The following is a 25409-nucleotide window of genomic DNA, read 5'->3' on the forward strand; positions in this document are numbered from 1 at the left end:
GCGATAGAAGGTCGGCCCGTAGTAAAGCCAGTAGAATAAGCCAGCTCTTACTGATAAAAGAGAAACTACACCCCCCTCTCCCCCCCCCTCCCCCCCCCCCCCCCCCCCCCCCCCCACTGCTCGTACGGATCCGCCATCAGTCCTGCGGCTCGACCCCCGCGCGTACCAGGCCGTACGCGTACGCGTCGTCCAGTGCCTGCCAGGACGCGGCGATCACGTTCTCCGCGACGCCCACCGTCGACCACTCGCCGCGGCCGTCGCTGGTGGAGACCAGGACCCGGGTGATCGATCCCGTGCCGAGCGCGCCCTCCAGGATGCGGACCTTGTAGTCCACCAGCTCCAGCTGCCCCAACTGCGGGTAGATCTGCTCCAGCGCCACCCGCAGCGCCCGGTCCAGCGCGTTGACCGGGCCGTTGCCCTCCGCCGTGGCCACTATCCGCTCGCCCTTGGCCCACAGCTTCACGGTCGCCTCGTTGGCGTGCGTGCCGTCGGGGCGGTCCTCGACGATCGCGCGCCAGGACTCGACGGTGAAGTACCGCAGCGGCCGGCCCTGCACCTCCTCGCGCAGCAGCAGCTCGAAGGAGGCGTCGGCGGCCTCGTAGGTGTACCCCGCGAGCTCGCGCTCCTTGACGCGCTCCACGACCCGGCCGACCAGCTCGCGGTCCTCGCCGAGCTCTATGCCGAGCTCCTTGCCCTTGAGCTCGATGGAGGCGCGGCCCGCCATGTCGGAGACCAGCATCCGCATCGTGTTCCCGACCAGCTCGGGGTCGATGTGCTGGTACAGGTCCGGGTCGACCTTGATCGCGGAGGCGTGCAGGCCCGCCTTGTGCGCGAAGGCCGAGACGCCGACGTAGGGCTGGTGGGTGGAGGGCGTGAGGTTCACGACCTCGGCGATGGCGTGCGAGATCCGGGTGGTCTCGGCGAGCTTGCCCTCGGGGAGGACCTTGCGGCCGTACTTGAGCTCCAGCGCGGCGACGACCGGGAAGAGGTTGGAGTTGCCCACCCGCTCGCCGTAGCCGTTGGCCGTGCACTGGACGTGCGTCGCGCCCGCGTCGACCGCCGCCAGGGTGTTGGCCACCGCGCAGCCGGTGTCGTCCTGGGCGTGGATGCCCAGCCGCGCGCCGGTGTCCGCCAGTACGGTCCGCACCACCGCGGTGACCTGCGCGGGAAGCATGCCGCCGTTGGTGTCGCAGAGGACCACCACGTCCGCGCCGGCCTCACTCGCGGTCCGTACGACCTTCTTCGCGTAGTCCGCGTCCAGCGCGTAGCCGTCGAAGAAGTGCTCGCAGTCCAGGAACACCCGGCGGCCCTGCGCGCGCAGGTACGCGACGGTGTCGCGGATCATCGCCAGGTTCTCGTCGAGGGTGGTGCGCAGCGCCAGCTCCACGTGCCGGACATGGGACTTGGCGACCAGCGTGATCACCGGGGCCTTGGACTCCAGCAGGGCCGCGACCTGCGCGTCGTCCTCCACTCGCACGCCCGCCTTGCGGGTGGCGCCGAACGCCACCAGCTGCGCGTGCCGGAAGGGGACCTCTTCCCGCACCCGCTGGAAGAACTCGGTGTCCCGGGGGTTGGCGCCGGGCCAGCCGCCTTCGATGAAGCCCACGCCGAAGTCGTCCAGGTGGCGCGCGATCGTCAGCTTGTCCGCCACGGTCAGGTTGATGCCCTCACGCTGCGCGCCGTCGCGCAGCGTCGTGTCGAACACATGGAAATCGTCGGACAACGATGCGTCGGAGGTGTCCGTCATGCTGATCTGGCTCCTGTCGGGATCTTCGGTCTACCGGAATGACCGGTGCCACCGTCCCCCTATGATCCCTCGCGCTCCGTTCCCGGTGGCGGGTGGGCCGGGAAACGAAAAAACCTCTCGCGGGTGCGAGAGGTCTGCGCGCGGGTCTGGGACGACGGTGCCGCGCCGTACTGGGTTTCGTACGGGGCGGTCACTGCGGACCGGCGCGCCTGCTGCCAATAATCATGGCGAACGAGAGCATGGGGGCAGTCTTGCACGAATCACCCCCGGCGGAAGGGCCGTCTCAGAATGCGAACGGCCCTCCCTTCGGGCTTGTCCTCACACGCCGGACGGGCTTGAGACTGCCTGGCCCTCGCCCGTCTTGTCCTTGGTGACCCGGTGCAGGTCGATCGTCCGGGTCTCGCGCATCGTCAGGTAGACGATCAGGGAGACGGCCGCGCAGCCGGCGACGTACCAGTAGTAGCCGGATTCGATGCCGCCGTTCTTGAACCACAGGGCGACGTACTCGGCGGTGCCGCCGAAGAGGGCGTTGGCGATGGCGTACGGCAGGGCGACGCCGAGGGCCCGGATGCCGGTCGGGAACAGCTCGGCCTTCACGCAGGCGTTGATCGAGGTGTAGCCGGTGACGACGACCAGGGCGAGCAGGGCGAGGCCGAGGGCCGGCCAGAAGGAGCCGGCGTGCCGCAGCAGCGTCATGATCGGCACGGTGAGGAAGGTCGAGCCGATCGCGAAGGTGATCAGCAGCGGGCGGCGGCCGATCCGGTCGGACAGCTTGCCGGCCAGCGGCTGGATGCACATGAAGATGAAGAGGGCGCAGAAGCTGACCAGGGAGGCGGTCGGCTTGTCCAGGCCGGCGCTGCCGGAGAGGTACTTGGTGAGGTAGGTGGTGTACGTGTAGTACGCCACGGTGCCGCCCATGGTGAGCGCGATGACGAGGAACGCCTCGCGCTTGTGTGCCCACAGCGCCTTGAGGGTGCCGCGTTCCGGGTCGGCGTTGGCGCTGTCGTCCGCGGCGTAGACCTCGGTCTCCAGCATGTTGCGGCGCAGGTAGAAGACGATGGCGGCGCCGAGCGCGCCAATGATGAAGGGGATGCGCCAGGCCCAGCTGTGCAGTGCGTCCTCGGACATGGTGCGCTGCAGGATGATCTGCAGGCCGAGGCCGAGCAGTTGGCCTGCGGTCATGGAGACGTACTGGAAGCTGGAGGCGAAGCCGCGCTGTCCGGGCGCGGAGGCCTCGGTGAGGTAGGTGGCGCTGGCCGCGTACTCGCCGCCGACGGAGAGGCCCTGCAGCATGCGGGCGACGAGGAGGACGGCGACGCCTCCGTAGCCGGCGACGCCGTAGGTGGGGGCGACGGCGATGAGGACGGCGGAGGCGGACATCAGGGTGACGGTGAGCGTGAGGGCGGCCTTGCGGCCCTTGCGGTCGCCGACGCGGCCGAGCAGCCAGCCGCCGACGGGCCGCATGAAGAAGCCGACCGCGAAGACGCCCATGGTGTTCATGAGGTTGGCGGTCTCATTGCCCTTGGGGAAGAAGGAGTCCGCGAAGTACACGGCGAAGCTCGCGTACACGAACCAGTCGAACCATTCGACCATGTTGCCGGCCGAGCCGACCCAGATCTTCTTCCATTGCTCTCGTCCCATAGCTGGTCACGGTGCCGGACCTGGGACTTCACGGCAAGGGTGCACCAGGCAACGATCAGGCGACGTTGTGTGCGTTACGTTCCCGGGGCGGCGTCCGCCGGGGTCAGCGCGTCGTCCAGGAAGTCGCTCACGTGGCTGAGTACGTCGTCGCGGCTCAGGCCGGGGAGGCCGACGACGAGGTGGGTGCCGAAGCCGTCGAGCAGGGCGCGGGTGCGGGTGGCGAAGCGTTCGGCGTCCACGGGCCGCAGTTCGCCCTTGGAGGCGCCTTCGACCAGCAGCGCGACCAGGTCGCGGTGCCAGGCGAGTTCCAGGTCGAGCTGGCGTTCGCGGGTGGGGTCGTCGGCGTTCTGGGAGCGGTTCCAGACCTCCAGCCACAGGGTCCAGCGCGGGTCGCGGTGGCCTTCGGGGAGGTAGAGGTCCACCAGGGCGTCGATGCGGGCGCGGGCGGGGACGCGGCGGGCCAGCTCGGCGCGGCGCTGCGCGCCGAGCTGTTCCTCGCTCCACTGGAGGGTTTGGAGCAGCAGCTCGTCCTTGGTGCCGAAGTAGTACAGGATGTGGCCGCTGCTCATGCCGACCTCGCGGCCGAGTCCGGCCATGGTCAGCCGGTCCAGGCCCTCCTCCGCGATGGTGGTCATGGCCGCGGCGAGCACCTGCTCGCGCGGCTGGCTGAGCCGCCGCCGGGGACGGCGCTCGGGACCGGGCACGGGGACCTCCTGGACCGGCTGGTCGGGTCTGCTGGTCAGACCTTGGGCTGCTGCTGGGTGATGCAGTGGATGCCGCCACCCGCAGCGAAGATCGTACGGGCGTCGACGAGGGTGACCGTACGGTCGGGGAAGAGCCGGCGGAAGATGCCGGCCGCGTGCTCGTCGCGCGGGTCGTCGAAGCCGCAGAGCACCACGCCGTCGTTGCAGAGGTAGTGGTTGATGTAGGAGTAGTCGACGAATTCGCCGTCCTCCTCGATGACGGTGGGCGCGGGGACCTCGACGACCTCCAGCTGCCGGCCGCGTGCGTCGGTGGCTCCCTGGAGGAGCTTGACGATCTCGGCGCAGACCGCGTGGTCGGGGTGGGCGGGGTCGGGCTGGGTGTGTACGACGACGGTACCGGGGCGGGCGAAGGCGGCGACGATGTCGACGTGGCCGCGGGTGCCGAACTGGCCGTAGTCGGCGGTCAGTCCGCGCGGCAGCCAGATGGCCTTGGTGGTGCCGAGGAAGGCGTGGATCTCGGCCTCGACCTCTTCGCGGGTGCGGCCGGGGTTGCGGCCGGGGTCGAGCTGGACGGTCTCGGTGAGCAGGACGGTGCCTTCGCCGTCGATGTGCAGGCCGCCGCCCTCGTTGACGAGGGGGGTGGGGTAGCGGCGGGCGCCGGCGAGGCCCGCGACCTCTTCGGCGATCTTCGCGTCGTGCTTCCAGCTCGCCCAGTCCTGGGCGCCCCATCCATTGAACACCCAGTCGGTGGCGGCGAGTTGGCCGTCGCCGGTGAGGAAGGTGGGGCCGATGTCGCGCATCCAGGCGTCGTCCAGCTCGCGCTCGACGATGTCGATGTCCGGGCCGAGCAGGCCGCGCGCGGCGGCGGTCTGGCCGGGGCCCGCGACGACGGTGACCGGCTCGAAGCGGCGTATCGCGCGGGCCACCCGTGCCCAGGCGACGCGTGCTTCGGAGAGGGTGCTGCCGCCCTCCTCGCCGAAGGTGAAGTTGGCGCCGGGCCAGGCCATCCAGGTGCGCTCGTGCGGCGCCCACTCGGGGGGCATCGTGTAGCCGTCGGCGGCCGGGGTCGCCCCGGCGGAGGGCAGGGGAAGCGTCGTCATGGGCTGCGTCCTTGCAGGTGGGAGGGGAGGGCGAGAGGCCGGCGCCGCCACCTGGTGAGGGGTGGCAGCGCCGGGACCGCCCGAGGCAGGGACGTGGCCCCGGGCGGGGTGCGGGGGCCGGAGGGACGCTCCCTCCGGCTCGGAGGAACGAGCCGCCGCTGCGGCTCACGGGAAGCGGTGGCTCAGAGGAAGTACAGCCGCGAGAGCGACACGTACTCGGCGGGGTCGGAGCGCATCGGGGCGCCGTCCAGCGTGACCAGGCCGCTGTCGCCGTCGACCTGCACGCTGCCGACGCGGTCGTTCAGCAGCAGGTCGCGGGGGCCGATGCCGCGGGTGCCGCGGACGGCGACGCGCCGGCGGCGGGTGGGCAGCGAGTCGAAGGCCCGGCCGGGCGAGCCGGCCGCGACCGCGGCGCCGGAGACGAAGGCGACGGACAGGTCGGCGGCGGTGGCGCCGTGCGCGCCGAACAGCGGGCCCATGACGAGCGGTTCGCAGGTGTCGGTGGCGGCGTTGGGGTCGCCGGTCACGCCCCACGCGGGGAACCCGGACTTCAGCACCATCTGCGGCTTGGCGCCGAAGTACCGCGGCTGCCACAGCGAGATGTCGGCCATCTTGCCGACCTCCAGCGAGCCGATCTCGTGCGAGAGGCCGTGTGCGATGGCGGGGTTGATCGTGAGCTTGGCCATGTAGCGCAGTACGCGCGCGTTGTCGTCGTGCGCGCCGTCGCCCTCCATGGGGCCGAGTTCGGCCTTCATCTTCCCGGCCATGGCGAAGGTGCGGCGTACGGTCTCGCCGGCGCGGCCCATGCCCTGGGCGTCGGAGGAGGTGATGCCGATGGCGCCCAGGTCGTGCAGGACGTCTTCGGCGCCCATCGTTCCGGCGCGGATGCGGTCGCGGGCCATGGCCGCGTCGCCGGGCAGGTCGGTCTTCAGGTCGTGGACGGAGACGATCATGCCGTAGTGCTCGGCGACCGCGTCCCGCCCGAAGGGCAGGGTGGGGTTGGTGGAGGAGCCGATGACGTTTTCCACGCCGGCCATCTTCAGGACGTTCGGTACGTGTCCGCCGCCGCAGCCCTCGATGTGGAAGGCGTGGATGGTGCGGCCGTCCAGGACGGAGAGGGTGTCCTCGACGGAGAGGCACTCGTTGAGGCCGTCACTGTGCAGGGCGACCTGGACGTCGTGTTCCTCGGCGACGCGCAGGGCGGTGTCCAGGGCGCGGGTGTGCGCGCCCATGTCCTCGTGGACCTTGAAGCCGGAGGCGCCGCCCTCGGCGAGCGCCTCGACGAGCGGGGCGGGGTCGGAGGACGAGCCGCGGGCGAGGAAGCCGATGTTGACGGGCCAGGCGTCGAAGGAGTTGAAGGCGTGCCGCAGGGCCCAGGGGGAGTTGACGCCGACGCCCCAGACGGGGCCGAACTCCTGGCCGATGATCGTGGTGACGCCGGAGGCGAGGGAGGCCTCCATGATGCGCGGGGAGAGCAGGTGGACGTGGGTGTCGACGGCGCCCGCGGTGGCGATCATGCCTTCGCCGGAGACGATCGAGGTGCCGGTGCCGACGACGACGTCGACGCCGTCCATGGTGTCGGGGTTGCCGGCCCGTCCGATGCCGCTGATGCGGCCTTCGCGGATGCCGATGGAGACCTTGCGGATGCCCTGTACGGCGTCGATGACCAGGACGTTGCTGATGACGACGTCGCAGGTCTCGCGGACGGCGGCGGCCTTCAGGTGGAGTCCGTCGCGGGCGGTCTTGCCGAAGCCGGCGAGGAATTCGTCGCCGGGCTTCTGGGCGTCGGACTCGACGCGTACGACGAGGCCGGTGTCGCCCAGTACGACCCGGTCGCCGGCGCGCGGGCCGTGTACGGACGCGTACTCCTGCGGATCGATGGTCATGCCCGCTCCTCCTCGGTCTCCGCCCCCAGGTAGCCGCAGGCCGCGGCCCGCCGCAGTGCTTCTTCCTTCGCCCCCGGGGCGTCCAGTGGCCCGTCCACCAGGCCCGCGAAGCCGATCGCGATCCGGTCGCCGCCGATCGGTACGAGGCCGACGGATTCCTCGGCGCCCGGGTCGAAGCGCTGGGAGGAGCCGGCGGGGACGTTCAGCCGCATGCCGTAGGCGGCGGCGCGGTCGAAGTCGAGCCGGGGGTTGGCCTCGAAGAAGTGGAAGTGCGAGGTGACGCTGACCGGGACGGTCGCGGTGTTGCGGACGCGGACGGTCAGTGCGGGCGCCGGGGCCTCGTCGGCGGGCCCCGGCAGTATCGCGCCGGGCGCGGCGTCGCCCTGCGAGCCTCCGCCGATCGGGTCGCTGACCACGGCGAGCCGGGAGCCGTCGTCGAAGACCGCTTCGACGTGCACCTCGGTCACCACGTCGGCGACGCCGGGCAGCACGTCGTCCGGGCCGAGGACCGCGCGGGCCGCCGCGATGGCGTCGGCCAGCCGGCCGCCGTCCCTGGCCGTCTCGCAGACCGTGTCCGCGACGAGCGCGGTCGCCTCGGGCACGTTCAGCTTCAGGCCGCGTGCCCTGCGCGCTCTCGCCAGCTCGGCCGCGCCGAACAGCAGCAGCCGGTCGCGCTCGGTCGGGGTCAGCCGCATGCCACCACACCTCCTGATCGATTAGAGCGACACTCTAACCAAGGAAAGCCGGTGCCCGAAAGGGTTGACCGGGCACAGGGGTATGGGTCACATTGAGCGCCGCTCAAAAAAAGCGGAACGCCACTCACCGGAGCGGTACCGCCCAGCACTCGTCCGGCCTCTCAGAGGAGCCCTCTCATGCCGATCGAACAACGCGGAGTCGACACGATTCCCGACGAGGAGCGCACCAGCCGCCCCCGCGACCTCGTCTCCATCCTGCTCGGCTCGAACCTCGCACTCGGCGTGGTGATCTTCGGCTGGTTGCCGGTCTCCTTCGGGCTGGGCTTCTGGCCGTCGGTGACCTCCCTCACCGTGGGCACCCTCGTCGGCACGCTGCTCACCGCGCCGCTCGCGCTGGTCTCGCTGCGCACCGGCACCAACCTCTCCACCAGCAGCGGCGCGCACTTCGGCGTGCGCGGCCGGCTCGTCGGCTCCGTCATCGGCCTGCTGCTCTCGCTCGGGTACACCGCGCTCACCCTCTGGGTCGGCGGCGACGCCGTCGTCGGCACCCTCGCCCGGCTCATCGGCCTGCCCGACGGCGGCGCGAGCTACGCGGCCGTGTACGCGCTGCTCGCGGTCTGCACCGCGGCCGGCGCGGTCTACGGCTACAAGCTCCTGCTCCGCCTCTCCCGCGTCCTCGCGCTCGGCATGACCGCGATCCTCGTCATCGGCCTGTTCGCGTACGCGCCGCACTTCACCACCGCGGCGCCGCACGGCACCTCGTACCTGCTCGGCGGCTTCTGGCCCACCTGGCTGCTCGCGGTCGTCTCGGCCGGCCTGAGCGGCCCCATCGCCTTCATCACCCTGCTCGGCGACTACACCCGCTACATCTCCCCGCGCCGCCACAGCTCCCGCAAGGTCTTCCTCGCCACCTGCCTCGGCCTGGTCGCGGGACTGCTGGTCCCCCAGCTCTTCGGCACCTTCACCGCGCTCGCGGTCGGCGCGGCCGACGACTACGCCGGGCCGCTCGTCGCGGGCGCGCCCTTCTGGTTCCTCGCCCCGCTCTTCCTCGCCGCCTCGGCGGGCTCGGTCGGCAACGCGGGCCTGATGCTGTACTCCATGGGCCTGGACCTGGACGCGATCCTGCCGCGCGCCACCCGCACCCAGGCCACCTACGTCGTCGCCGGCGTCTCCACGTTCTTCGTCTATCTCGGCCACTTCGCCTGGGACGCGCAGGACGCGATGACCTCCTTCGTCCTGCTGCTCACCGCGGTCGGCACGCCCTGGGCAGTGCTCACCGTCATCGGCTTCTTCCGCTGCCGCGGGGTCTACGACTCCGAGGCGCTGCAGGTCTACAACCGCCGCTCCCGGGGCGGCCGTTACTGGTACACGGCGGGCTGGAACGTGCCCGCGACGGTGACCTGGGCGGCCGGCTCGCTCGTCGGCCTGGCCGCGGTGGACACCCCCCTCTACACCGGCCCGCTTGTCCCCTACACCGGCGGCATCGACCTGTCGTTCCTGCTGTCGGCGCTGGTCACGGCCGTGCTGTACGGGGTGCTGACGCGCCGCCCGGCGGCGGTGCCCGCGGCCGTGGCCCCGGTGGAGGAGGCGCCGGCGGAGGTGTCCTAGCCGTCCGGGCCGTACGGGAACGTACGACGACGGGCCGCCCCGGACGCGCGTGCGTACGCGTCCGGGGCGGCCCGTGGCAGCCGGTGCGGCGGCGGGATCAGCCCAGGGGGTGCATCCAGCCGTGGGTGTCCTGCGCCGTGCCGCGCTGGATGTCCAGCAGCGCCTCGCGGAGCTTCATGGTGACCTCGCCGGGCTCGCCGCCGCTCTGGGTCCACTCGGCGCCCTTGCGCTTGACCGTGCCGACGGGCGTGATGACCGCGGCGGTGCCGCACGCGAAGACCTCGGTGAGCGTGCCGTTCTCGGTGTCGGCCTGCCACTGGTCGATGGAGACGCGCGCCTCCTCCGCCTCGTAACCGAGGTCACGGGCGACCGACAGCAGCGAGTCACGGGTGATGCCGGCGAGCAGCGAACCCGTGAGCGTGGGGGTGACGATCTTGTTGCCGTACACGAAGTACAGGTTCATGCCCCCCAGCTCCTCGACCCACTTGTGCTCCACCGCGTCGAGGTAGGCGACCTGGTCGCAGCCCTTCTCGGCGGCCTCGGCCTGGGCGAGCAGGGAGGCGGCGTAGTTGCCGCCGGTCTTGGCGTCGCCCATGCCGCCGGGGACGGCGCGCACCCGGTCCTCGGACAGCCAGATGGAGACGGGCTTGACGCCGCCGGGGAAGTAGGCGCCGGCGGGCGAGGCGATCACGAGGAAGAGGTACTCGTTGGCGGGCTTCACGCCGAGGCCGACCTCGGAGGCGAACATGAAGGGGCGCAGGTAGAGCGACTCCTCGCCGCCGTGCGCGGGCACCCAGTCGCGGTCCTGCCGGACCAGCGCGTCGCACGCCGCGATGAAGGTCTCGACGGGCAGCTCGGGCATGCCCAGGCGGCGCGCGGAGCGCTGGAAGCGCTCGGCGTTGGCCTCGGGGCGGAAGGTGGCGACGGTGCCGTCGGCCTGGCGGTACGCCTTCAGCCCTTCGAAGATCGTCTGCGCGTAGTGCAGGGTCATGTTCGCCGGGTCGATCGAGAGCGGCGCGTACGGAACGAGCTGTGCGTCGTGCCAGCCGCGGCCCTCCGTCCACCTGATCGTCACCATGTGGTCGGTGAAGTGCCGGCCGAACCCGGGGCCGGCCAGGATCTTCTCCCGCTCGGCGGCGGGCAGTGGGTGCGCGGAGGGCTTGAGCTCGATCGTGGGCGTCGTCATGAGTGCTGTCCTTCACCGGTGTGGTTGTGGTGGCCGCGCGCGCATGACATCCGGTCTGTCGGTGGACGTCCGAGCTTCCCCTGGCGGGCCCCACGTCCGATTATCGCTCGGGTGGGACCGCGGAGAGGAAGGAGGTGGCGTACTGCGCGTGCGCGGCCTGTGGTCGATGGTCGCACCCAACCGCCGAGTAGCCCAGCGGCCGGGCGCCTGAGGGGCGCTGCCGCTGGGCTACAGGAACAGCTTTCAGCTGTTGTGTGGGAGCAGCGGCGTCAGCCGGCTACTCGGCCGGCGAGCGCGTCGCCGATCTCGTCGGTCGTGCGCGGCGTGCCGTCACGGCCTTCGAGGTCCGCGGCGACGGCCTCCTCGATGCGGGCGGCCTCGGCCTCGTGGCCCAGGTGCCGCAGGAGGAGCGCGACGGAGAGGATCGTCGCGGTCGGGTCGGCCTTGCCGGTGCCGGCGATGTCCGGGGCCGAGCCGTGGACGGGCTCGAACATGGACGGGAAGGCGCCCGAGGGGTTGATGTTGCCGGAGGCGGCCAGGCCGATGCCGCCGGTCACGGCAGCGGCGAGGTCGGTGAGGATGTCGCCGAAGAGGTTGTCGGTGACGATGACGTCGAAGCGCTCCGGCTGCGTGACGAAGAAGATCGTCGCGGCGTCGACGTGCAGGTAGTCGGTGGTGACCTCGGGGTACTCCGCGCCGACCTTGTCGAAGATCTTCTTCCACATGTGGCCGGCGTGGACCAGGACGTTGTTCTTGTGGACCAGCGTCAGCTTCTTGCGCGGACGGGCCTTGGCGCGCTCGTAGGCGTCGCGGACGACCCGCTCCACGCCGTAGGCCGTGTTCAGGCTGACCTCGGTGGCGACCTCGTGGGGCGTACCGGTGCGCAGGCTGCCGCCGTTGCCGGTGTACGGGCCCTCGGTGCCTTCGCGGACGACGATGAAGTCGATGTCCGGGCGGCCGGCCAGCGGGGTGCTGGTGTTCGGGAAGAGCTTCGACGGGCGCAGGTTGACGAAGTGGTCGAAGGCGAAGCGGAGCTTCAGCAGCAGGCCGCGCTCCAGGACGCCGGAGGGCACGGACGGGTCGCCGATGGCGCCGAGCAGGATGGCGTCGTGCTGCTTGAGCGACTCCATCTCGGCGTCCGGCAGCGTCTCGCCGGTCGCGTGCCAGCGCTTGGCGCCCAGGTCGTACTCCTGGGTTTCCAGCTTCACGTCCTGCGGGAGGACGGCCGAGAGGACCTTCAGGCCCTGGGCCACGACTTCCTGGCCGATACCGTCACCGGGGATCACTGCGAGGCGAATGCTGCGAGACATGCCTGGACCCTACTCTTCGTCCCATGGGTTGACACCCGGTGTCCGGCATACGGACATGTGGAGATTCGGTCAGCCGCAGTTCACCTTGTATACGCCATCCGGTTTCCGCGCGATGCGAGGTTCACGCCATGGCTTCCCGTGAGACCCCCGCCTCCCCCGACATCCCGCGCTTCGGCATCCCCGAGCGGCTCGCCGCCCGCATGTCCATGGCCGAGCAGCACGAGTACCTGCGCACCAAGCTGTCCCGGCGCGGGCTGCTGCGCACCTCCGCCGCCGGTGCGGGCATCGTCGCGGGCAGCGGTCTGCTCGGCTCCACGGCGGCGTGCGCGTCGCCGCGCTCCACCACGCTGCTCTCCGCGCCCGCCACGGCCGCGGTGGACGGCTCGATGGTGGCGCCCTTCGGCCGGCACCTGCAGTTCGGCGCCGACCCGAAGACGCAGATGCGGGTCTCCTGGCAGGTGCCGTTCGCGGTGAAGCGGCCGTATCTGCGGGTGGGCCTGAAGCCCTGGGACCTCAGCCGCAAGATCGAGGCGGAGGTGCGGGACCTGCACACGCCCGCGCTCACGAAGAAGCTGCCGGCCGTCGACCAGTACTACCTGCACGCCGCGCTGGACGGCCTCAAGCCCGGCACGACGTACTACTACGGCGTCGGCCACGACGGCTTCGACCCGGCCGACGCGCGCCACTTCTCCACCGTCGGCACCTTCCGCACGGCTCCCGCGCGGCCCGAGAAGTTCGTCTTCACCGCCTTCGGCGACCAGGGCGTCAGCTACGACGCGCTCGCCAACGACCAGCTGATCCTGGGCCAGAACCCCTCCTTCCACCTGCACGCGGGCGACATCTGCTACGCCGACCCGGACGGCCAGGGCTCGGAGGAGGACACCTACGACGCGCGGGTCTGGGACCAGTTCCTCGCCCAGACCGAGACGGTCGCCAAGTCCGTGCCGTGGATGGTGACGACCGGCAACCACGACATGGAGGCGTGGTACTCGCCGAACGGGTACGGCGGCCAGAACGCCCGCTGGTCCCTGCCGGGCAACGGCCCGGACGCGAAGCACGCCCCCGGCGTGTACTCCTTCGCCTACGGCAATGTCGGCGTCGTCGCCCTGGACGCCAACGACGTCTCGTACGAGATCACCGCCAACACCGGGTACACCGCCGGCAAGCAGACGAAGTGGCTGGACCGGCGCCTGGGCGAGCTGCGCGCGGACCGGAGCATCGACTTCATCGTGGTCTTCTTCCACCACTGCGCGTTCTCCACGACCGTCTCGCACGCCTCCGACGGCGGCGTGCGCGACGCCTGGCTGCCGCTCTTCGAGAAGCACGGCGTGGACCTGGTGATCAACGGCCACAACCACATCTACGAGCGCACCGACGCGATCAAGGGCACCTCCGTCTCCCGCGAGGTGCCGGTCGGCGGCAGCGTGGACTCCGCGCGCGAGGGCATCGTGTACGTCACGGCGGGCGGCGCGGGCAAGGCGCTGTACAAGTTCCCCGTGCCGGACAGCTACGAGGGGCACGTGAAGGACCTGGACGAGGTCGAGACGTACCACTGGACCAAGGGCGGCGGGAAGGACACCGAGAAGGTGGCGTGGTCGCGGGTGCGCTACACCGGCTTCTCGTTCCTCGCGGTGGAGGTCGAGGCCGGCCACCGGCCCCGGATGAAGGTCACCGCCCTCGCCGAGACCGGCGAGCGCATCGACCACTTCGACGTGGAGCGCACCGCGCGCACGCCCCGCTAGACGGCTTCCGAGGGCTCGCTCTACCGGCGGGGCGCCGCGAAAGCGGCGTCCCGCCGTCTCAGATAGTAGGAAGCCCAAGTAATTGTGCAGACAGCACGGCTCTCCTGTCCTACTTTTGTAGAAGCCGAACGTCTCGCTCCACCCAGCGAAGGCGGCTCAGGCCGGCGCGCACGCACAGGTGACCCCTGGCGCGACCTGGCTCCGCCCGCTCCGGCGTCGCATTCCGTTTTCTCGGCATCTCGGGGATCGATCAGAGGAGAGACGTGGCCATGGCCGAAACCGCTGCCCCTGCCCGCAGGATCCGTCACCGCGTGCGCACGTCCGGCGAGACCGACCGCAGGAACGCCGCCGCTGCTCTGCAGCGCGCCCTGGACCGCCGCGACAACGGCGGCGCGACCGGGCACTGAAACGAAAAGGGGCGCGCGGCCCACGCCGCGCGCCCCTTTTGCCTATGCCCCGGGCGTCAGCCCATGTGGGGGTAGCGGTAGTCCGTCGGGGCGACCATCGTCTCCTTGATGGCGCGCGGGGACATCCAGCGCAGCAGGTTGAACTTCGAGCCCGCCTTGTCGTTGGTGCCCGAGGCGCGGCCGCCGCCGAAGGGCTGCTGGCCGACGATCGAGCCGGTCGGGCGGTCGTTGATGTAGAAGTTGCCGGCCGCGAAGCGGAGCTTCTCGGAGACCTCGGCGACGACCTGCCGGTCCTTGGCGAGCACGGCGCCGGTCAGCGCGTACGCCGAGGCCGACTCCATCTGCTCCACGGTCGCGTCGAAGTCGGCGTCCTCGTAGACGTGGACCGCGATGATCGGGCCGAAGTACTCGGTCTTGAAGACGTCGTTCTCCGGGTCCGAGCAGGCGATGACGGTCGGGCGGACGAAGTAGCCCACCGAGTCGTCGTACGTGCCGCCCGCGACGATCTCACAGGTCGGGTCCTGCTTGGCGGCGTCGATCGCGGCCTTGTTCTTGGCGAAGGAACGCTCGTCGATGACGGCGCCGATGAAGTTCGACAGGTCGCTCACGTCGCCCATGGTCAGGCCCTCGACCTCGGCGGCCAGCTCGTCCTTGAAGCCGTTCTCCCAGGTGGAGCGGGCGATGTAGGCGCGCGAGGCCGCGGAGCACTTCTGGCCCTGGTACTCGAAGGCGCCCCGGGTGATGGCGGTCTTCAGGATCGCCGGGTCCGCGGTCGGGTGCGCGACGATGAAGTCCTTGCCGCCGGTCTCGCCGACCAGCCGCGGGTAGGAGCGGTACTTCTCGATGTTCTCGCCGACCGACTTCCACAGGTACTGGAAGGTCCTGGTCGAGCCGGTGAAGTGGACGCCTGCCAGCTCCGGGTGCGGCAGCGCGACCTCGGAGACCTCCTTGCCGTCACCGGTGACGAGGTTGATCACGCCCTTGGGCAGACCGGCCTCCTCCAGGAGCTGCATGAGCAGGATCGCGGAGTGGGTCTGGGTGGGGGACGGCTTCCAGACCACCACATTGCCCATGAGGGCGGGGGCGGTGGGCAGGTTGCCGGCGATCGCGGTGAAGTTGAACGGCGTGATCGCGTAGACGAAGCCCTCCAGCGGGCGGTGGTCCAGGCGGTTCCAGACGCCGTTCGGCTGCATGGGCGGCTGCTCCTGGAGCAGCTCGCGCGCGAAGTGCACGTTGAAGCGCCAGAAGTCCACCAGCTCACAGGGCGCGTCGATCTCGGCCTGCTGGGCGGTCTTGGACTGGCCGAGCATCGTCGAGGCGGCGATCGTCTCGCGCCACGGGCCCGACAGCAGGTCGGCGGCCTTCAGCAGGATCGCCGCACGGTCGTCGAAGGACATCGCGCGCCAGGCCGGGGCCGCGGCCAGCGCCGCGTCGACCGCCTCCTGCGCGTCGGCCTTGGTGGCGTTGGCGTACGTACCCAGCACGGCCTTGTGGTTGTGCGGCTGGACGACGTCGAAGCGCTCACCGCCGCCCATCCGCTTCTCCCCGTTGATCGTCATCGGGAGGTCGATGGGGTTCTCGGCGAGCTCCTTGAGCTTCGCCTCCAGGCGGGCGCGCTCCGGGGAGCCGGGGGCGTAGCCGTGCACCGGCTCGTTGTACGGGGCGGGGACGTGGGTCACAGCGTCCATGGCGGCCGTGTCTCCTTCTGTCGGGTGCGGGTGCGGAGTCTGGGGTGCGGGCCGGTCCGGGGGCGGGGCCGGCCCCGGGGCGTCAGCCGCGGGTGAGCAGCGAACGGGCGAAGAACGCGAGGTTCGCGGGGCGCTCGGCGAGCCGGCGCATGAAGTAGCCGTACCAGTCGGTGCCGTAGGCGATGTAGACGCGCATGCGGTGGCCTTCCGCGGCGAGCCGGCGGTACTCGCCCTCCCGGATGCCGTAGAGCATCTGGAACTCGTAGTCCTCGTTCTTGCGGCCGGCGCGGAAGGCGAGGTCCTGGGCGATGGCGACCATCCGCGGGTCGTGCGAGCCGACCATCGGATAGCCCTCGCCCGCCATCAGGATCTTCAGGCAGCGGACGTACGCCTTGTCCACCTCGGCCTTGTCCTGGAAGGCGACGGTGGCGGGCTCCTTGTACGCGCCCTTCACCAGCCTCACCCGTGAACCTTCCCCGGCCAGCGCGCGGCAGTCGTCCTCGGTGCGGAAGAGGTAGGACTGCAGGACGGCGCCGGTCTGCGGGAAGCGCTCGCGCAGCTCGCCGAGGACGGCGAGGGTGGAGTCCACGGTGGTGTGGTCCTCCATGTCCAGGGTGACGGTCGTGCCGATCGCGGCGGCGGCCTCGACGACCGGGGTGACGTTCTTCAGGGCCAGCTCGTGGCCGCCGGGCAGGGCCTGCCCGAAGGCGGAGAGCTTGACCGACATCTCGGCCCGGGTGCCGAGGCCGAGCGGCGTCAGGCCCTCGACCAGCTCCAGGTAGGCGTCGCGGTTGCGGAGCGCCTGCGCGGGGTCGGTGATGTCCTCGCCCAGCACGTCCAGGGTGACCTCCAGGCCGGAGTCGGCCAGGGAGCGGACGGCGGGGACGGTGTCGCCCAGGGTCTCGCCCGCGACGAAGCGGTCGACGACGGGGCGGGTGACCGGCGCGGCCGAGACGAGACGGCGCATTTTGTCGCTGCGCGCTGCGGCGAGGATCACGGGACCCAGCACGGGACACCTCCACGGTTCACGGATGACAGATGCCGGGCACGCGGGGCGCCGGCAGGTCGAGCCACCAGAAACGTAAGTTTCACGGTACGTCGGCAGCCATCGACAGCTGTCACGCCTTCGTGTCCGGGATCTCAGACAGATGTATGAGAATGTGCCGTGACAGCTGACGCAGAGGTGACCGGAGAGGAGCCAGGCGGGGCATGCCAGGGGACTACGAGCAGCTGGTGGACGAGATCTCGGCGGCGCTGGGCGCGCCCGCGACGCTGGAGGACCGGGACTTCCGGCTGATCGCGTTCGGCGCGCACGAGGGCGACGACGACTCGATGATGGACCCGGTGCGGACCCGGTCGATCCTGCAGCGCCGGTCCACGGCGGCGGTCCGCGCCTGGTTCGAGGGGTTCGGCATCGCCCGCGCCAAGTACGCGCTGCGCATCCCGCCGGACCCGGCGGCCGGGGTCTTCAAGGGCCGCATCTGTCTGCCCGTGCGCCACCACGGCATCGTGCACGGGTACGTCTGGCTGCTGGACGACGGGCACCTCAGCAATCTGGAGCTGGGCGGGCGCGGCACGCCGCCCGATCCGCGCATCGAGCAGGCGATGGAGACCGCGGCGCGGATCGGCGCGCTGCTGGCGGCGGAGGCCCGGGCCGGTGCCGAACTGGGCGATCTGCTGCGGGAGTTGCTGCTGAGCGGCGCGTCGGAGCGGCAGGGTGCGGCCGAGGCGCTGCGCGGCGCGCTGCGGCCCGGTGCGGCCGAGGCGTCGCTCGCGCTGGTCGCCGTGGCGCCCTGGGACACCTCCGACACCGACGCCGCGCCGCTGCCGGGTCTGCCGGGGCTGCTCGCGGCGAGCGCGATGCCACCGGGCGCCGCCGGGGCCGCCGGGCCGGACGCGCGCCCCGGCGGGCCGCCCGGCGCGGGGACGCGGCCGGGGGCACCCGGGCACACCCTTGCGGCCCTCGTACGCCTGCGGACGGCCGGGGGGCTCGCGCCCGCGCACTCCGCCGCCGAGCACCTGCTGCGCTCGCCGCGCGCCGGGAGCGGTGCCGCCGCCGGCATCGGGGCGGCGCGCGAGGCGCTGACCGAGCTGCCCGGCGCCTGGCGCGAGGCGCTGGCGGCGGCCCGGGCCGCGCGGGCCGAGCCGCGGCTGGGCCCGGTCGCGCAGTGGGATGCCATCGGCGCGTACCGGCTGCTGACCGGCCTGCCGGCCGACCGGTCCGATGAAACGATTCGCCCGCTGCTCTCCCCCGCCCACGCCGAACTGGCGCGCACCGCCGAGGCGTTCCTGGACTGCGCGGGCCAGGCGAGCCGCACGGCCCAGGCCCTCGGCATCCACCGCCAGACGCTCTACTACCGCCTGGGCCGGGTCGAGAAGCTCACCGGCCTGGACCTGGACGAGGGCGCCGACCGCCTGCTGCTGCACATGGCGCTGAAGTCGGCGCGGCTGTGAGCCGGTTGCTGCGCGGCGACGTACCGGGTCAGCCCAGCTGGGCCTTGACGTGCTCGAGAACCTCGTTGAACTCCTTCGTCGGGGAGAAATCCAGGTATTCACAGTCCTCAAGTGCCGCCGGGGCGTGCCCGGGCGCCCAGTAGAACGCCTGCCCCGCTTCGTATATGTCGTCGCCGTGCTCGGTCTGCATCTTCAAGCGCCCCTTGAACAGATATCCCCAGTGGGGGCACTGGCACAGATCCCCGGGCAGTCCCTTGAGGGCCGGCGCCATGTCCGTACCCTTGGGGAACTTCACGAACGCGACGGCCAAGTCTCCGCCGACCTCCTGCCTGCGCAGCTCCACACCATTGCCCTCGATCACGACAGGGGCGTCGTTCCGCGTCGTTGCCGCCATGACTCCTCCCTCTCCGGTCCGCTGCGGGACCTGGGAAACCCCGTTTCCTCCAGCATGTGCCCGGGGGTGGCGGGGCGCGACATATGGGGCGGCGGCCCACCGTCCCCTTCCGTAACACCCGGAAACTTTCCCGTCATCGCGCGAGCCGGCGCAGGTAACACGCCGTTCCTAAGGTCCCGCCATGGACACAGGGCTGCACCCCCGGGCGGACACCGCGCCCGCCCCGCCGCGCGCCGGCCGGGCGGCCACCGACGACGCGGCGAAGGAGACGCTGGAGGACTACACCCTCCGCTTCGCGCCGCGCAGTTACCGCCGGTGGACGCCGATGGTCGTGGCGACCACCGCGCTGGGCGGCATCGCCTACCTGGCCGACTTCTCCATCGGCGCGGGCATCGGCCTCGCGCACGGCACCGGGAACGCGCTGGCCGCGATCCTGGTCGCGGCCGCCGTCATCTTCGTGACCGGCTTCCCACTCGCGTACTACGGAGCGCGCTACAACATCGACCTGGACCTGATCACCCGCGGCTCCGGCTTCGGGTACTACGGCTCGGTGCTGACCAGCGTCATCTTCGCCAGCTTCACCTTCATCTTCTTCGCCACCGAGGGCTCGATCATGGCGCAGGGGCTGAAGCTCGGCCTCGGCCTGCCGCTGTGGCTGGGGTACCTGGTCTCCACCTTCCTGGTGATCCCACTGGTCGTGTACGGCATGAAGGCGCTCAGCAAGCTCCAGGTGTGGACGACGCCCGTCTGGCTGCTGCTGATGGTCGGCCCGCTGGCCTACCTGGTCGCCACCGACCCCGGTACCGTGCGGCACTTCCTGGCGTACCCGGGCACCGGCGGCGACGGCGGTCTGAACACCGCCTCGGTGCTGCTCGGCGCGGGCGTGTGCCTGTCGCTGATCGCGCAGATCGGCGAGCAGATCGACTATCTGCGCTTCATGCCGCCGAAGACCCGGGAGAACCGGCGCAGTTGGTGGACCGCCGTGATCATGGCGGGCCCCGGCTGGGTGGTGCTCGGCGCGCTGAAGCAGGCCGCCGGCATCTTCCTCGCGGTCTACGCGCTCGCCGAGGTCGCCCCGGCGGCCGCCGCCGAGCCGATCCAGCAGTTCAAGGGCGCCTTCGACGCGATGCTGCCGCCCTGGCTCGTGCTCCCCCTCGCCGTGGTGCTCGTCGTGATCAGCCAGATCAAGATCAACGTGACCAACGCCTACTCCGGCTCGCTGGCCTGGACGAACTCCTTCACCCGGGTCACCAGGCGCTACCCCGGCCGGATGGTCTTCGTGCTCGCCAACCTCGGCATCGCGCTGGTCCTGATGGAGGCCGACATGTTCAGCTTCCTCAACGCCGTACTGGGCTTCTACTCGAACTGCGCCATCGCCTGGATCGTCACGGTCGCCACCGACATCATGATCAACAAGTATCTGCTGAAGCTCTCCCCGCACGCCCCCGAGTTCCGCCGGGGCATGCTGTACGCGGTCAACCCCGTCGGCGTGGTCGCCTTCACCGCCGCCTCCGGCCTGTCGATCGCGATGTACTTCCACGCGCTCGGCGACACCCTCCAGCCGTACTCCCCGGTCGCCGCCGCCGTCCTCGCCTTCGTCCTCACCCCGCTGATGGCCGTGGTCACCAAGGGCCGGTACTACCTGCGGCGGACCGAGGACGGGATCGCCGAACCCCCGCTGGACGCGGACGGCAACCCGAGCGCGCGCACGTACACCTGCCACGTCTGCCGGCAGGAGTTCGAGCGCCCCGACGTGGCCGCCTGCCCGGCCCACGACGCCGTGGTCTGCTCCCTGTGCCTGAGCACCGACCGCACCGGCGCGCACGTCCTGCCCGCGGCGCTCGCGGGCGCCTGACCCCACCGCGTACCCAGAGGCGTACACGGACACCTACCCGGACGCGTCCGCAGAAAGGCGACGCCTGCCCGTGCTGAACCGGGCAGGCGTCGCGTGGTCGTGCGGCGAGCGGAGTACCGCCCCCGTGGGTCACCAGATGTGCCCCGTGTCCTCCTCGCCGGTCTCCTTGGTCTCCTTGCGTCCGGCCCGGCCCGTGGGACCGGTCCGGCCCTTGCCGGTGTCCGGGTGCAGGCCGTCGTCGAATTCCAGCTGCTCCCGGCGGACCTCGGTCGACACCTCCTGCTGCTCGGTGACCCGGTCGGTCTCCAGCCGGACCCGCTCGTAGGGCCGCGTCTCCTTGCGGATCACCGGCTCCTCGCGGTGCAGCGTGATGTCGTACTCGCCGTCCTCCAGGTTCACGGGGGTGCCGCGGCTGCGCCGGGCCTCCTCGTCGGAGATCGGCTCGCGGGTGAGACGGACCTCTTCGTGGCTGACCGGCACGGTCCGGCTCACGTTCTCGGTCACCACGTGCTTCCGCAGATGCGCGTGGCCGCTCTCGTGCTCCTCGACGCCGAACTCGGCGCGCTCCTCCGAGAGCGTCATCTCGGGATTCTGCTCCTTACGGGAACGCCTGTCCGCATCCGTCGGACCGCCACGCGACATGGCCATCTGCCCGGCGCCCGCGCCGGCCATCGGCCGGTCGGCCTCGGGGCGGGTGTGCTGCCCGGTCATCCCGGCCGCACCCGCGGTGCCCATGCCGCCGGCGGCGGCAGCGGTACCCATACCTCCGGCCTGCCCCGTGCCCGTGTCGCGGCCCATGCCGCCCCGGCCCGATCGGGTCAGACCGTAGTGCCGGTACAGGCGCTCCTCCTCCGACGGTTCGAGATGACCGTCGGCGTCCATCCGCGGAGCGTCCTTGATCTGGTCCTTGGTGTGCGGAACACGTATCGCGTCGTCCACCCGCGTGCAGCCGGCCAGCGGGACGAAGGTCTCCTTCGTACCGAACAGCCCGGTGCGCACCGTGATCCACTCCGGCTCGTTGGTGGCGTCGTCCCGGTAGACCTGCTGGACAGTGCCGACCTTCGCGCCGTCGGCGTCGATCACGTTCAGCCCGGCCAGGTCATGAGGGGTGTCACCCAGAGGTGCATTCATGGCTGTCTCTCCTTTCGCGCGCGCCTGCAGGAGAGGCACGCACCACTCCCATTGCGCACCCCATGGGGCCGCGCAGCGAGTCGGGAGCACACCGGCCGGGCTCCGGCTACCGGTCCGCACCGGTCCCGAAGCCGCTCGTGAGGGCGGAGCGCGGCACCGTCCGGTGCGGCGCCCCACCCCCCGGTACTACTCCATTCGAGTGACGGCCCGTGCCGGGGTTCAGCTCCCGCTGCCGTAGGGGCGGGTGATCAGCTCCATGTAGTGGCCGTCCGGGTCGGCGAAGTACACGCCGCGGCCGCCGTCGTTGGTGTTGATCTCGCCGGGGCGGGAGCGGTGCGGGTCGGCCCAGTACGTCAGTCCCAGCTCCTTGATCCGCTCGAAGCCGCGGGTGAACTCGTCCTCGCCGACCAGGAACGCGTAGTGCTGCGGCGTGATCTCGTCGTTGTCCTGCGCGAAGTCGAGGGTGACCCCGTTGTCCATCACCACGGGGAGGAAGGGCCCGAACTCGGGCTGCACCTGTAGTCCGAGGATGTCCGCGAGGAACTCCGCCGACCGCTTCCGGTCGCTGGCGTGCACGATCGTGTGGTTCAGCTCAACTGCCATGAAAATGCCTCCCGTTCGATGGTTCGATCCTAGGAGGCGGGAGGTGCGTGGCCTATCGGCCGTAGGTCTTACGCCGGGGGCCGGAGGGGGGGTCCGCCCGGGCCCGTTTCCTGGCAGGGGCCCCCTCCCGTTTCCTGTTTCCTGGCAGGGCCCCTCCCTCTCCCCAACCAGCGGGAAAGGCCGTCCCCCGCCCCCCACCCCCGTGGCAAGACCCCCTCCCCCGCCTCCACCACGCATACCGCGAAGGTAGCGCGCCCCGGCGTCACGCGGGGCCCCTGTGGATAACCTCCGCACGACACAGCGAAGGGCCCGGACGACACTGTCGTCCGGGCCCTTCCACGCGTCGTGCGGATCAGCCCGCTCAGTCGGTGAGGTTCACCGTGCGCGCGGAGGTGGCGCCGATCTCCTCGGCGATCTCCGTGAGCACCGGGGCCGCGATCGTGTCGTCGACGGTCAGCGCGACCAGCGCCTCGCCGCCCACGTCGGCGCGGGAGACCTGCATGCCGGCGATGTTGATGCCCGCCTCGCCCAGGATGCGGCCGACCGTGCCCACGACGCCGGGGCGGTCGCTGTAGCGCAGGAACGCCATGTGGTCGGCGAGCGCCAGGTCGATGCTGTGGTCGTTGACGGCCACGATCTTCTGCTGGTGCTTGTGGCCGGCCAGCGTGCCGGAGACCGAGATCTCCTCGCCGCCGGAGAGGGTGCCGCGCACGGTCACCACGTTCCGGTGCTCGGGCGACTCGCTGCTCGTGGTCAGCCGTACCTCGACGCCGCGCTCCTGCGCGAACAGCGGGGCGTTGACGTACGAGACGGTCTCGTCGACGACGTCCTCGAAGACGCCCTTGAGCGCGGAGAGCTCCAGCACCTTCACGTCGTGCTGGGTGATCTCGCCGTACACCTCGACGTCGAGGCGGACCGCGACCTCGCCCGAGAGCGCGGTGAAGATCCGGCCGAGCTTCTCGGCCAGCGGCAGACCGGGCTTCACGTCCTCGGCGATCACGCCGCCCTGGACGTTGACCGCGTCCGGGACCAGCTCGCCGGCGAGCGCCAGGCGCACCGAGCGGGCCACCGCGATGCCGGCCTTCTCCTGCGCCTCACCGGTCGAGGCGCCCAGGTGCGGGGTGCACACGACCTGGTCGAACTCGAAGAGCGGGGAGTCGGTGCAGGGCTCGGAGGCGTAGACGTCCAGGCCGGCGCCGGCGACCCGGCCCTCCTTGAGGGCGGAGGCGAGCGCTGCCTCGTCGACGATCCCGCCGCGGGCGGCGTTGACGATCCGGACGGACGGCTTGACCTTGTGCAGCGCGTCGTCGCCGATCAGGCCGACGGTCTCCGGGGTCTTGGGGAGGTGCACGGTGATGAAGTCCGAGACCTGGAGCAGCTCGTCCAGGGAGAGCAGCTTGACGCCCATCTGGGCGGCCCGGGCCGGCTGGACGTACGGGTCGTACGCGACGACCTTCATGCCGAAGGCGGACATCCGCTGGGCGACCAGGACGCCGATGCGGCCGAGGCCGACCACGCCGAGGGTCTTCTCCGCCAGCTCGACGCCGGTGTACTTGCTGCGCTTCCACTCGCCGTTCTTCAGGGCGGTGTTCGCCTGCGGGATGTTGCGCGCGGTGGCGACCAGCAGGCCGCAGGCCAGCTCGGCGGCGGTGACGATGTTGGACGTCGGCGCGTTCACGACCATCACGCCGGCCTTGGTGGCGGCGGAGACGTCGACGTTGTCCAGGCCCACGCCCGCGCGGGCGACGACCTTGAGCTTCTTGGCGGCGGCGATGGCCTCGGCGTCGACCTTGGTCGCGCTGCGCACGAGGATCGCGTCGACGTCGGCGATGGCGGGGATCAGCTCGGCGCGGTCGGCGCCGTTGCAGCTGCGGATCTCGAAGTCGGGGCCGAGCGCGTCAACGGTGGCGGGCGACAGCTCTTCGGCGATCAGTACGACCGGTTTGCTGGCAGGGGCAGTGCTCACGTGGTCTTCAGTCCTCACTAATCCTTCGCGGACGACCGTCCCGACGGCCGAAGGCGGTGAAGGGGGCAGCCGCGTGGAAGACGCACGACGTTGTGAGCCTGACGCGCTTGTGGTCAGCAGTGTAGTGGCGTTTCGGGGCGCGTTCTTCGCCGGAGCGGAAGGATCACCCGTGCGTGGTTCTACGCAGTGGACAAGGCAGCGGCCGAAGGGGCCGTGCCGATGCGGCACGGCCCCTTCGGCCCGAGGCTTACGCCTCCTCGTCCACCCAGCTCATCAGGCCACGCAGCTTCTTGCCGGTGGTCTCCAGGAGGTGGTCGGCGTCGGCCTTCTTGTACTCGTTGTACTTCGGCAGACCGGCCTCGTACTCCGCCATCCAGTTGTTGGCGAAGGTGCCGTCCTGGATCTCGGCGAGGACCTTCTTCATCTCGGCCTTGGTGCCCTCGTTCACGATCCGCGGGCCGGTGACGTAGTCGCCCCACTCGGCGGTCTCGGAGATCGACCAGCGCATCTTCTCCAGGCCGCCCTCGTACATGAGGTCCACGATCAGCTTGAGCTCGTGGAGGCACTCGAAGTACGCGATCTCCGGCTGGTAGCCGGCCTCGACCAGGGTCTCGAAACCGGCCTTGACCAGGGCGGCGGTGCCGCCGCAGAGCACGGCCTGCTCGCCGAACAGGTCGGTCTCGGTCTCCTCGGTGAAGGTCGTCTTGATGACGCCCGCACGGGTGCCGCCGATGCCCTTGGCGTAGGACAGGGCCAGCGCGAAGGCGTTGCCCGAGGCGTCCTGCTCGACCGCCGCGATGCACGGCACGCCGCGGCCTTCCTCGTACTGACGGCGCACCAGGTGGCCCGGGCCCTTGGGGGCGACCATGCACACGTCGACGTTGGACGGGGGCTTGATGAAGCCGTAGCGGATGTTCAGGCCGTGGCCGAAGAACAGGGCGTCGCCGTCCTTGAGGTTGTCCTTGACGGACTCCTCGTAGACCTTCGCCTGGATCGGGTCCGGCACCAGGATCATGATGACGTCGGCCTCGGCCGCCGCCTCGGCGGGGGTGACCACGCGCAGGCCCTGCTCCTCGGCCTTCGCCTTGGACTTGGAGCCCTCGTGCAGGCCGACGCGCACGTCGACGCCCGAGTCGCGCAGCGACAGCGCGTGGGCGTGGCCCTGGCTGCCGTAGCCGAGAACCGCGACCTTACGGCCCTGGATGATGGACAGGTCGGCGTCGTCGTCGTAGAACAGCTCGGCCACTTCGGGTATCTCCTTGGTACTAGCTGGTGCCCACAGACTATGCCGG

Annotated in this window: 20 protein-coding genes; 5 read left to right on the forward strand and 15 right to left on the reverse strand. The window is 71.0% G+C overall.

Going from position 1 to position 25409, the window contains the following annotated elements; all coding sequences use genetic code 11:
• Positions 1–136: 136 nt before the first annotated feature.
• From cimA to ureA, 6 genes are all read right to left on the reverse strand, one after another.
• Positions 137–1747, reverse strand: coding sequence for a citramalate synthase (gene cimA / locus ACZ4MH_RS32225; protein ID WP_351598412.1), 1611 nt, complete (start codon positions 1745–1747; stop codon positions 137–139).
• 318 nt (positions 1748–2065) lie between these two features.
• The gene (locus tag ACZ4MH_RS32230; RefSeq protein WP_351598415.1) at positions 2066–3388 is read right to left on the reverse strand and encodes an MFS transporter; all 1323 of its coding nucleotides are present in this window, start codon (positions 3386–3388) and stop codon (positions 2066–2068) included.
• A 74-nt stretch (positions 3389–3462) separates the two neighbouring features.
• Positions 3463–4092, reverse strand: coding sequence for a TetR/AcrR family transcriptional regulator (locus tag ACZ4MH_RS32235; protein WP_351598418.1), 630 nt, complete (start codon positions 4090–4092; stop codon positions 3463–3465).
• A 35-nt stretch (positions 4093–4127) separates the two neighbouring features.
• On the reverse strand, positions 4128–5192 hold the full coding sequence (locus ACZ4MH_RS32240) for an agmatine deiminase family protein (protein ID WP_351598422.1): 1065 nt from the start codon (positions 5190–5192) through the stop codon (positions 4128–4130).
• A 182-nt stretch (positions 5193–5374) separates the two neighbouring features.
• Positions 5375–7078: an urease subunit alpha gene (locus ACZ4MH_RS32245; RefSeq protein ID WP_351598425.1), complete on the reverse strand. Its 1704-nt coding sequence runs from the start codon at positions 7076–7078 to the stop codon at positions 5375–5377.
• On the reverse strand, positions 7075–7773 hold the full coding sequence (gene ureA, locus ACZ4MH_RS32250) for an urease subunit gamma (protein ID WP_351598428.1): 699 nt from the start codon (positions 7771–7773) through the stop codon (positions 7075–7077). Before ureA ends, ACZ4MH_RS32245 begins: the two co-directional genes overlap by 4 nt.
• Before the next feature lie 177 nt (positions 7774–7950).
• On the opposite strand from ureA, the gene ACZ4MH_RS32255 reads away from it, so the two are divergent.
• Positions 7951–9381 (forward strand): cytosine permease, encoded by a 1431-nt coding sequence (locus ACZ4MH_RS32255; protein ID WP_351598431.1) that lies wholly within the window; start codon positions 7951–7953, stop codon positions 9379–9381.
• Between the two features lie 97 nt (positions 9382–9478).
• On the opposite strand, the gene ACZ4MH_RS32260 is transcribed toward ACZ4MH_RS32255, so the two are convergent.
• Together ACZ4MH_RS32260 and ACZ4MH_RS32265 are read right to left on the reverse strand one after the other, a co-directional pair.
• A complete protein-coding gene (locus ACZ4MH_RS32260; protein ID WP_351598434.1) occupies positions 9479–10567 on the reverse strand; it encodes a branched-chain amino acid aminotransferase in 1089 nt (362 codons plus the stop codon).
• 269 nt (positions 10568–10836) lie between these two features.
• Entirely contained in the window at positions 10837–11877 is a 1041-nt protein-coding gene (locus ACZ4MH_RS32265; protein WP_351598437.1) for a 3-isopropylmalate dehydrogenase, read from the reverse strand.
• A gap of 128 nt (positions 11878–12005) precedes the next feature.
• On the opposite strand from ACZ4MH_RS32265, the gene ACZ4MH_RS32270 reads away from it, so the two are divergent.
• Entirely contained in the window at positions 12006–13619 is a 1614-nt protein-coding gene (locus ACZ4MH_RS32270) for a purple acid phosphatase family protein (protein WP_351598440.1), read from the forward strand.
• Between the two features lie 269 nt (positions 13620–13888).
• Positions 13889–14026, forward strand: coding sequence for a hypothetical protein (locus ACZ4MH_RS32275; protein WP_351598443.1), 138 nt, complete (start codon positions 13889–13891; stop codon positions 14024–14026).
• A gap of 56 nt (positions 14027–14082) precedes the next feature.
• On the opposite strand, the gene pruA is transcribed toward ACZ4MH_RS32275, so the two are convergent.
• Positions 14083–15714 carry an L-glutamate gamma-semialdehyde dehydrogenase gene (gene pruA, locus ACZ4MH_RS32280; protein ID WP_351598446.1) on the reverse strand — a complete coding sequence of 544 codons (1632 nt, stop codon included), beginning with the start codon at positions 15712–15714 and terminating at the stop codon, positions 14083–14085.
• Between the two features lie 82 nt (positions 15715–15796).
• A complete protein-coding gene (locus tag ACZ4MH_RS32285; protein ID WP_351598449.1) occupies positions 15797–16723 on the reverse strand; it encodes a proline dehydrogenase family protein in 927 nt (308 codons plus the stop codon).
• 200 nt (positions 16724–16923) lie between these two features.
• Here ACZ4MH_RS32285 and ACZ4MH_RS32290 point away from each other — a divergent pair, with 200 nt between their 5' ends.
• Positions 16924–18168 carry a helix-turn-helix domain-containing protein gene (locus ACZ4MH_RS32290; protein ID WP_467754825.1) on the forward strand — a complete coding sequence of 415 codons (1245 nt, stop codon included), beginning with the start codon at positions 16924–16926 and terminating at the stop codon, positions 18166–18168.
• 28 nt (positions 18169–18196) lie between these two features.
• Here the strand turns inward: ACZ4MH_RS32290 and ACZ4MH_RS32295 are convergent, their stop codons facing one another.
• Positions 18197–18562 carry a cupin domain-containing protein gene (locus ACZ4MH_RS32295; protein ID WP_351590055.1) on the reverse strand — a complete coding sequence of 122 codons (366 nt, stop codon included), beginning with the start codon at positions 18560–18562 and terminating at the stop codon, positions 18197–18199.
• A gap of 181 nt (positions 18563–18743) precedes the next feature.
• Between ACZ4MH_RS32295 and ACZ4MH_RS32300 the strand changes: the two genes are divergently transcribed.
• On the forward strand, positions 18744–20417 hold the full coding sequence (locus ACZ4MH_RS32300) for a purine-cytosine permease family protein (protein ID WP_351590052.1): 1674 nt from the start codon (positions 18744–18746) through the stop codon (positions 20415–20417).
• A gap of 129 nt (positions 20418–20546) precedes the next feature.
• Here the strand turns inward: ACZ4MH_RS32300 and ACZ4MH_RS32305 are convergent, their stop codons facing one another.
• The 4 genes from ACZ4MH_RS32305 to ilvC form a co-directional block, all read right to left on the reverse strand.
• Positions 20547–21548 carry a PRC and DUF2382 domain-containing protein gene (locus ACZ4MH_RS32305; protein WP_351590049.1) on the reverse strand — a complete coding sequence of 334 codons (1002 nt, stop codon included), beginning with the start codon at positions 21546–21548 and terminating at the stop codon, positions 20547–20549.
• A gap of 219 nt (positions 21549–21767) precedes the next feature.
• Positions 21768–22151 (reverse strand): VOC family protein, encoded by a 384-nt coding sequence (locus tag ACZ4MH_RS32310; RefSeq protein ID WP_351590046.1) that lies wholly within the window; start codon positions 22149–22151, stop codon positions 21768–21770.
• A gap of 361 nt (positions 22152–22512) precedes the next feature.
• Positions 22513–24117, reverse strand: coding sequence for a phosphoglycerate dehydrogenase (serA, locus tag ACZ4MH_RS32315; RefSeq protein WP_351590044.1), 1605 nt, complete (start codon positions 24115–24117; stop codon positions 22513–22515).
• A gap of 247 nt (positions 24118–24364) precedes the next feature.
• Entirely contained in the window at positions 24365–25363 is a 999-nt protein-coding gene (ilvC, locus tag ACZ4MH_RS32320; protein WP_351590042.1) for a ketol-acid reductoisomerase, read from the reverse strand.
• Between the last annotated feature and the right edge of the window lie 46 nt (positions 25364–25409).

The organism is Streptomyces sp. NPDC026301, assembly GCF_055567935.1.

Bases quoted from the DNA above. Each gene is read 5' to 3' on its own strand.
- cimA (WP_351598412.1), bottom strand. From the start codon at position 1,747: ATGACGGACACCTCCGACGCATCGTTGTCCGACGATTTCCATGTGTTC.
- ACZ4MH_RS32230 (WP_351598415.1), bottom strand. From the start codon at position 3,388: ATGGGACGAGAGCAATGGAAGAAGATCTGGGTCGGCTCGGCCGGCAAC.
- ACZ4MH_RS32240 (WP_351598422.1), bottom strand. From the start codon at position 5,192: ATGACGACGCTTCCCCTGCCCTCCGCCGGGGCGACCCCGGCCGCCGAC.
- ACZ4MH_RS32245 (WP_351598425.1), bottom strand. From the start codon at position 7,078: ATGACCATCGATCCGCAGGAGTACGCGTCCGTACACGGCCCGCGCGCC.
- ureA (WP_351598428.1), bottom strand. From the start codon at position 7,773: ATGCGGCTGACCCCGACCGAGCGCGACCGGCTGCTGCTGTTCGGCGCG.
- ACZ4MH_RS32255 (WP_351598431.1), top strand. From the start codon at position 7,951: ATGCCGATCGAACAACGCGGAGTCGACACGATTCCCGACGAGGAGCGC.
- ACZ4MH_RS32260 (WP_351598434.1), bottom strand. From the start codon at position 10,567: ATGACGACGCCCACGATCGAGCTCAAGCCCTCCGCGCACCCACTGCCC.
- ACZ4MH_RS32265 (WP_351598437.1), bottom strand. From the start codon at position 11,877: ATGTCTCGCAGCATTCGCCTCGCAGTGATCCCCGGTGACGGTATCGGC.
- ACZ4MH_RS32270 (WP_351598440.1), top strand. From the start codon at position 12,006: ATGGCTTCCCGTGAGACCCCCGCCTCCCCCGACATCCCGCGCTTCGGC.
- ACZ4MH_RS32275 (WP_351598443.1), top strand. From the start codon at position 13,889: ATGGCCGAAACCGCTGCCCCTGCCCGCAGGATCCGTCACCGCGTGCGC.
- pruA (WP_351598446.1), bottom strand. From the start codon at position 15,714: ATGGACGCTGTGACCCACGTCCCCGCCCCGTACAACGAGCCGGTGCAC.
- ACZ4MH_RS32290 (WP_467754825.1), top strand. From the start codon at position 16,924: ATGCCAGGGGACTACGAGCAGCTGGTGGACGAGATCTCGGCGGCGCTG.
- ACZ4MH_RS32295 (WP_351590055.1), bottom strand. From the start codon at position 18,562: ATGGCGGCAACGACGCGGAACGACGCCCCTGTCGTGATCGAGGGCAAT.
- ACZ4MH_RS32300 (WP_351590052.1), top strand. From the start codon at position 18,744: ATGGACACAGGGCTGCACCCCCGGGCGGACACCGCGCCCGCCCCGCCG.
- ACZ4MH_RS32305 (WP_351590049.1), bottom strand. From the start codon at position 21,548: ATGAATGCACCTCTGGGTGACACCCCTCATGACCTGGCCGGGCTGAAC.
- ACZ4MH_RS32310 (WP_351590046.1), bottom strand. From the start codon at position 22,151: ATGGCAGTTGAGCTGAACCACACGATCGTGCACGCCAGCGACCGGAAG.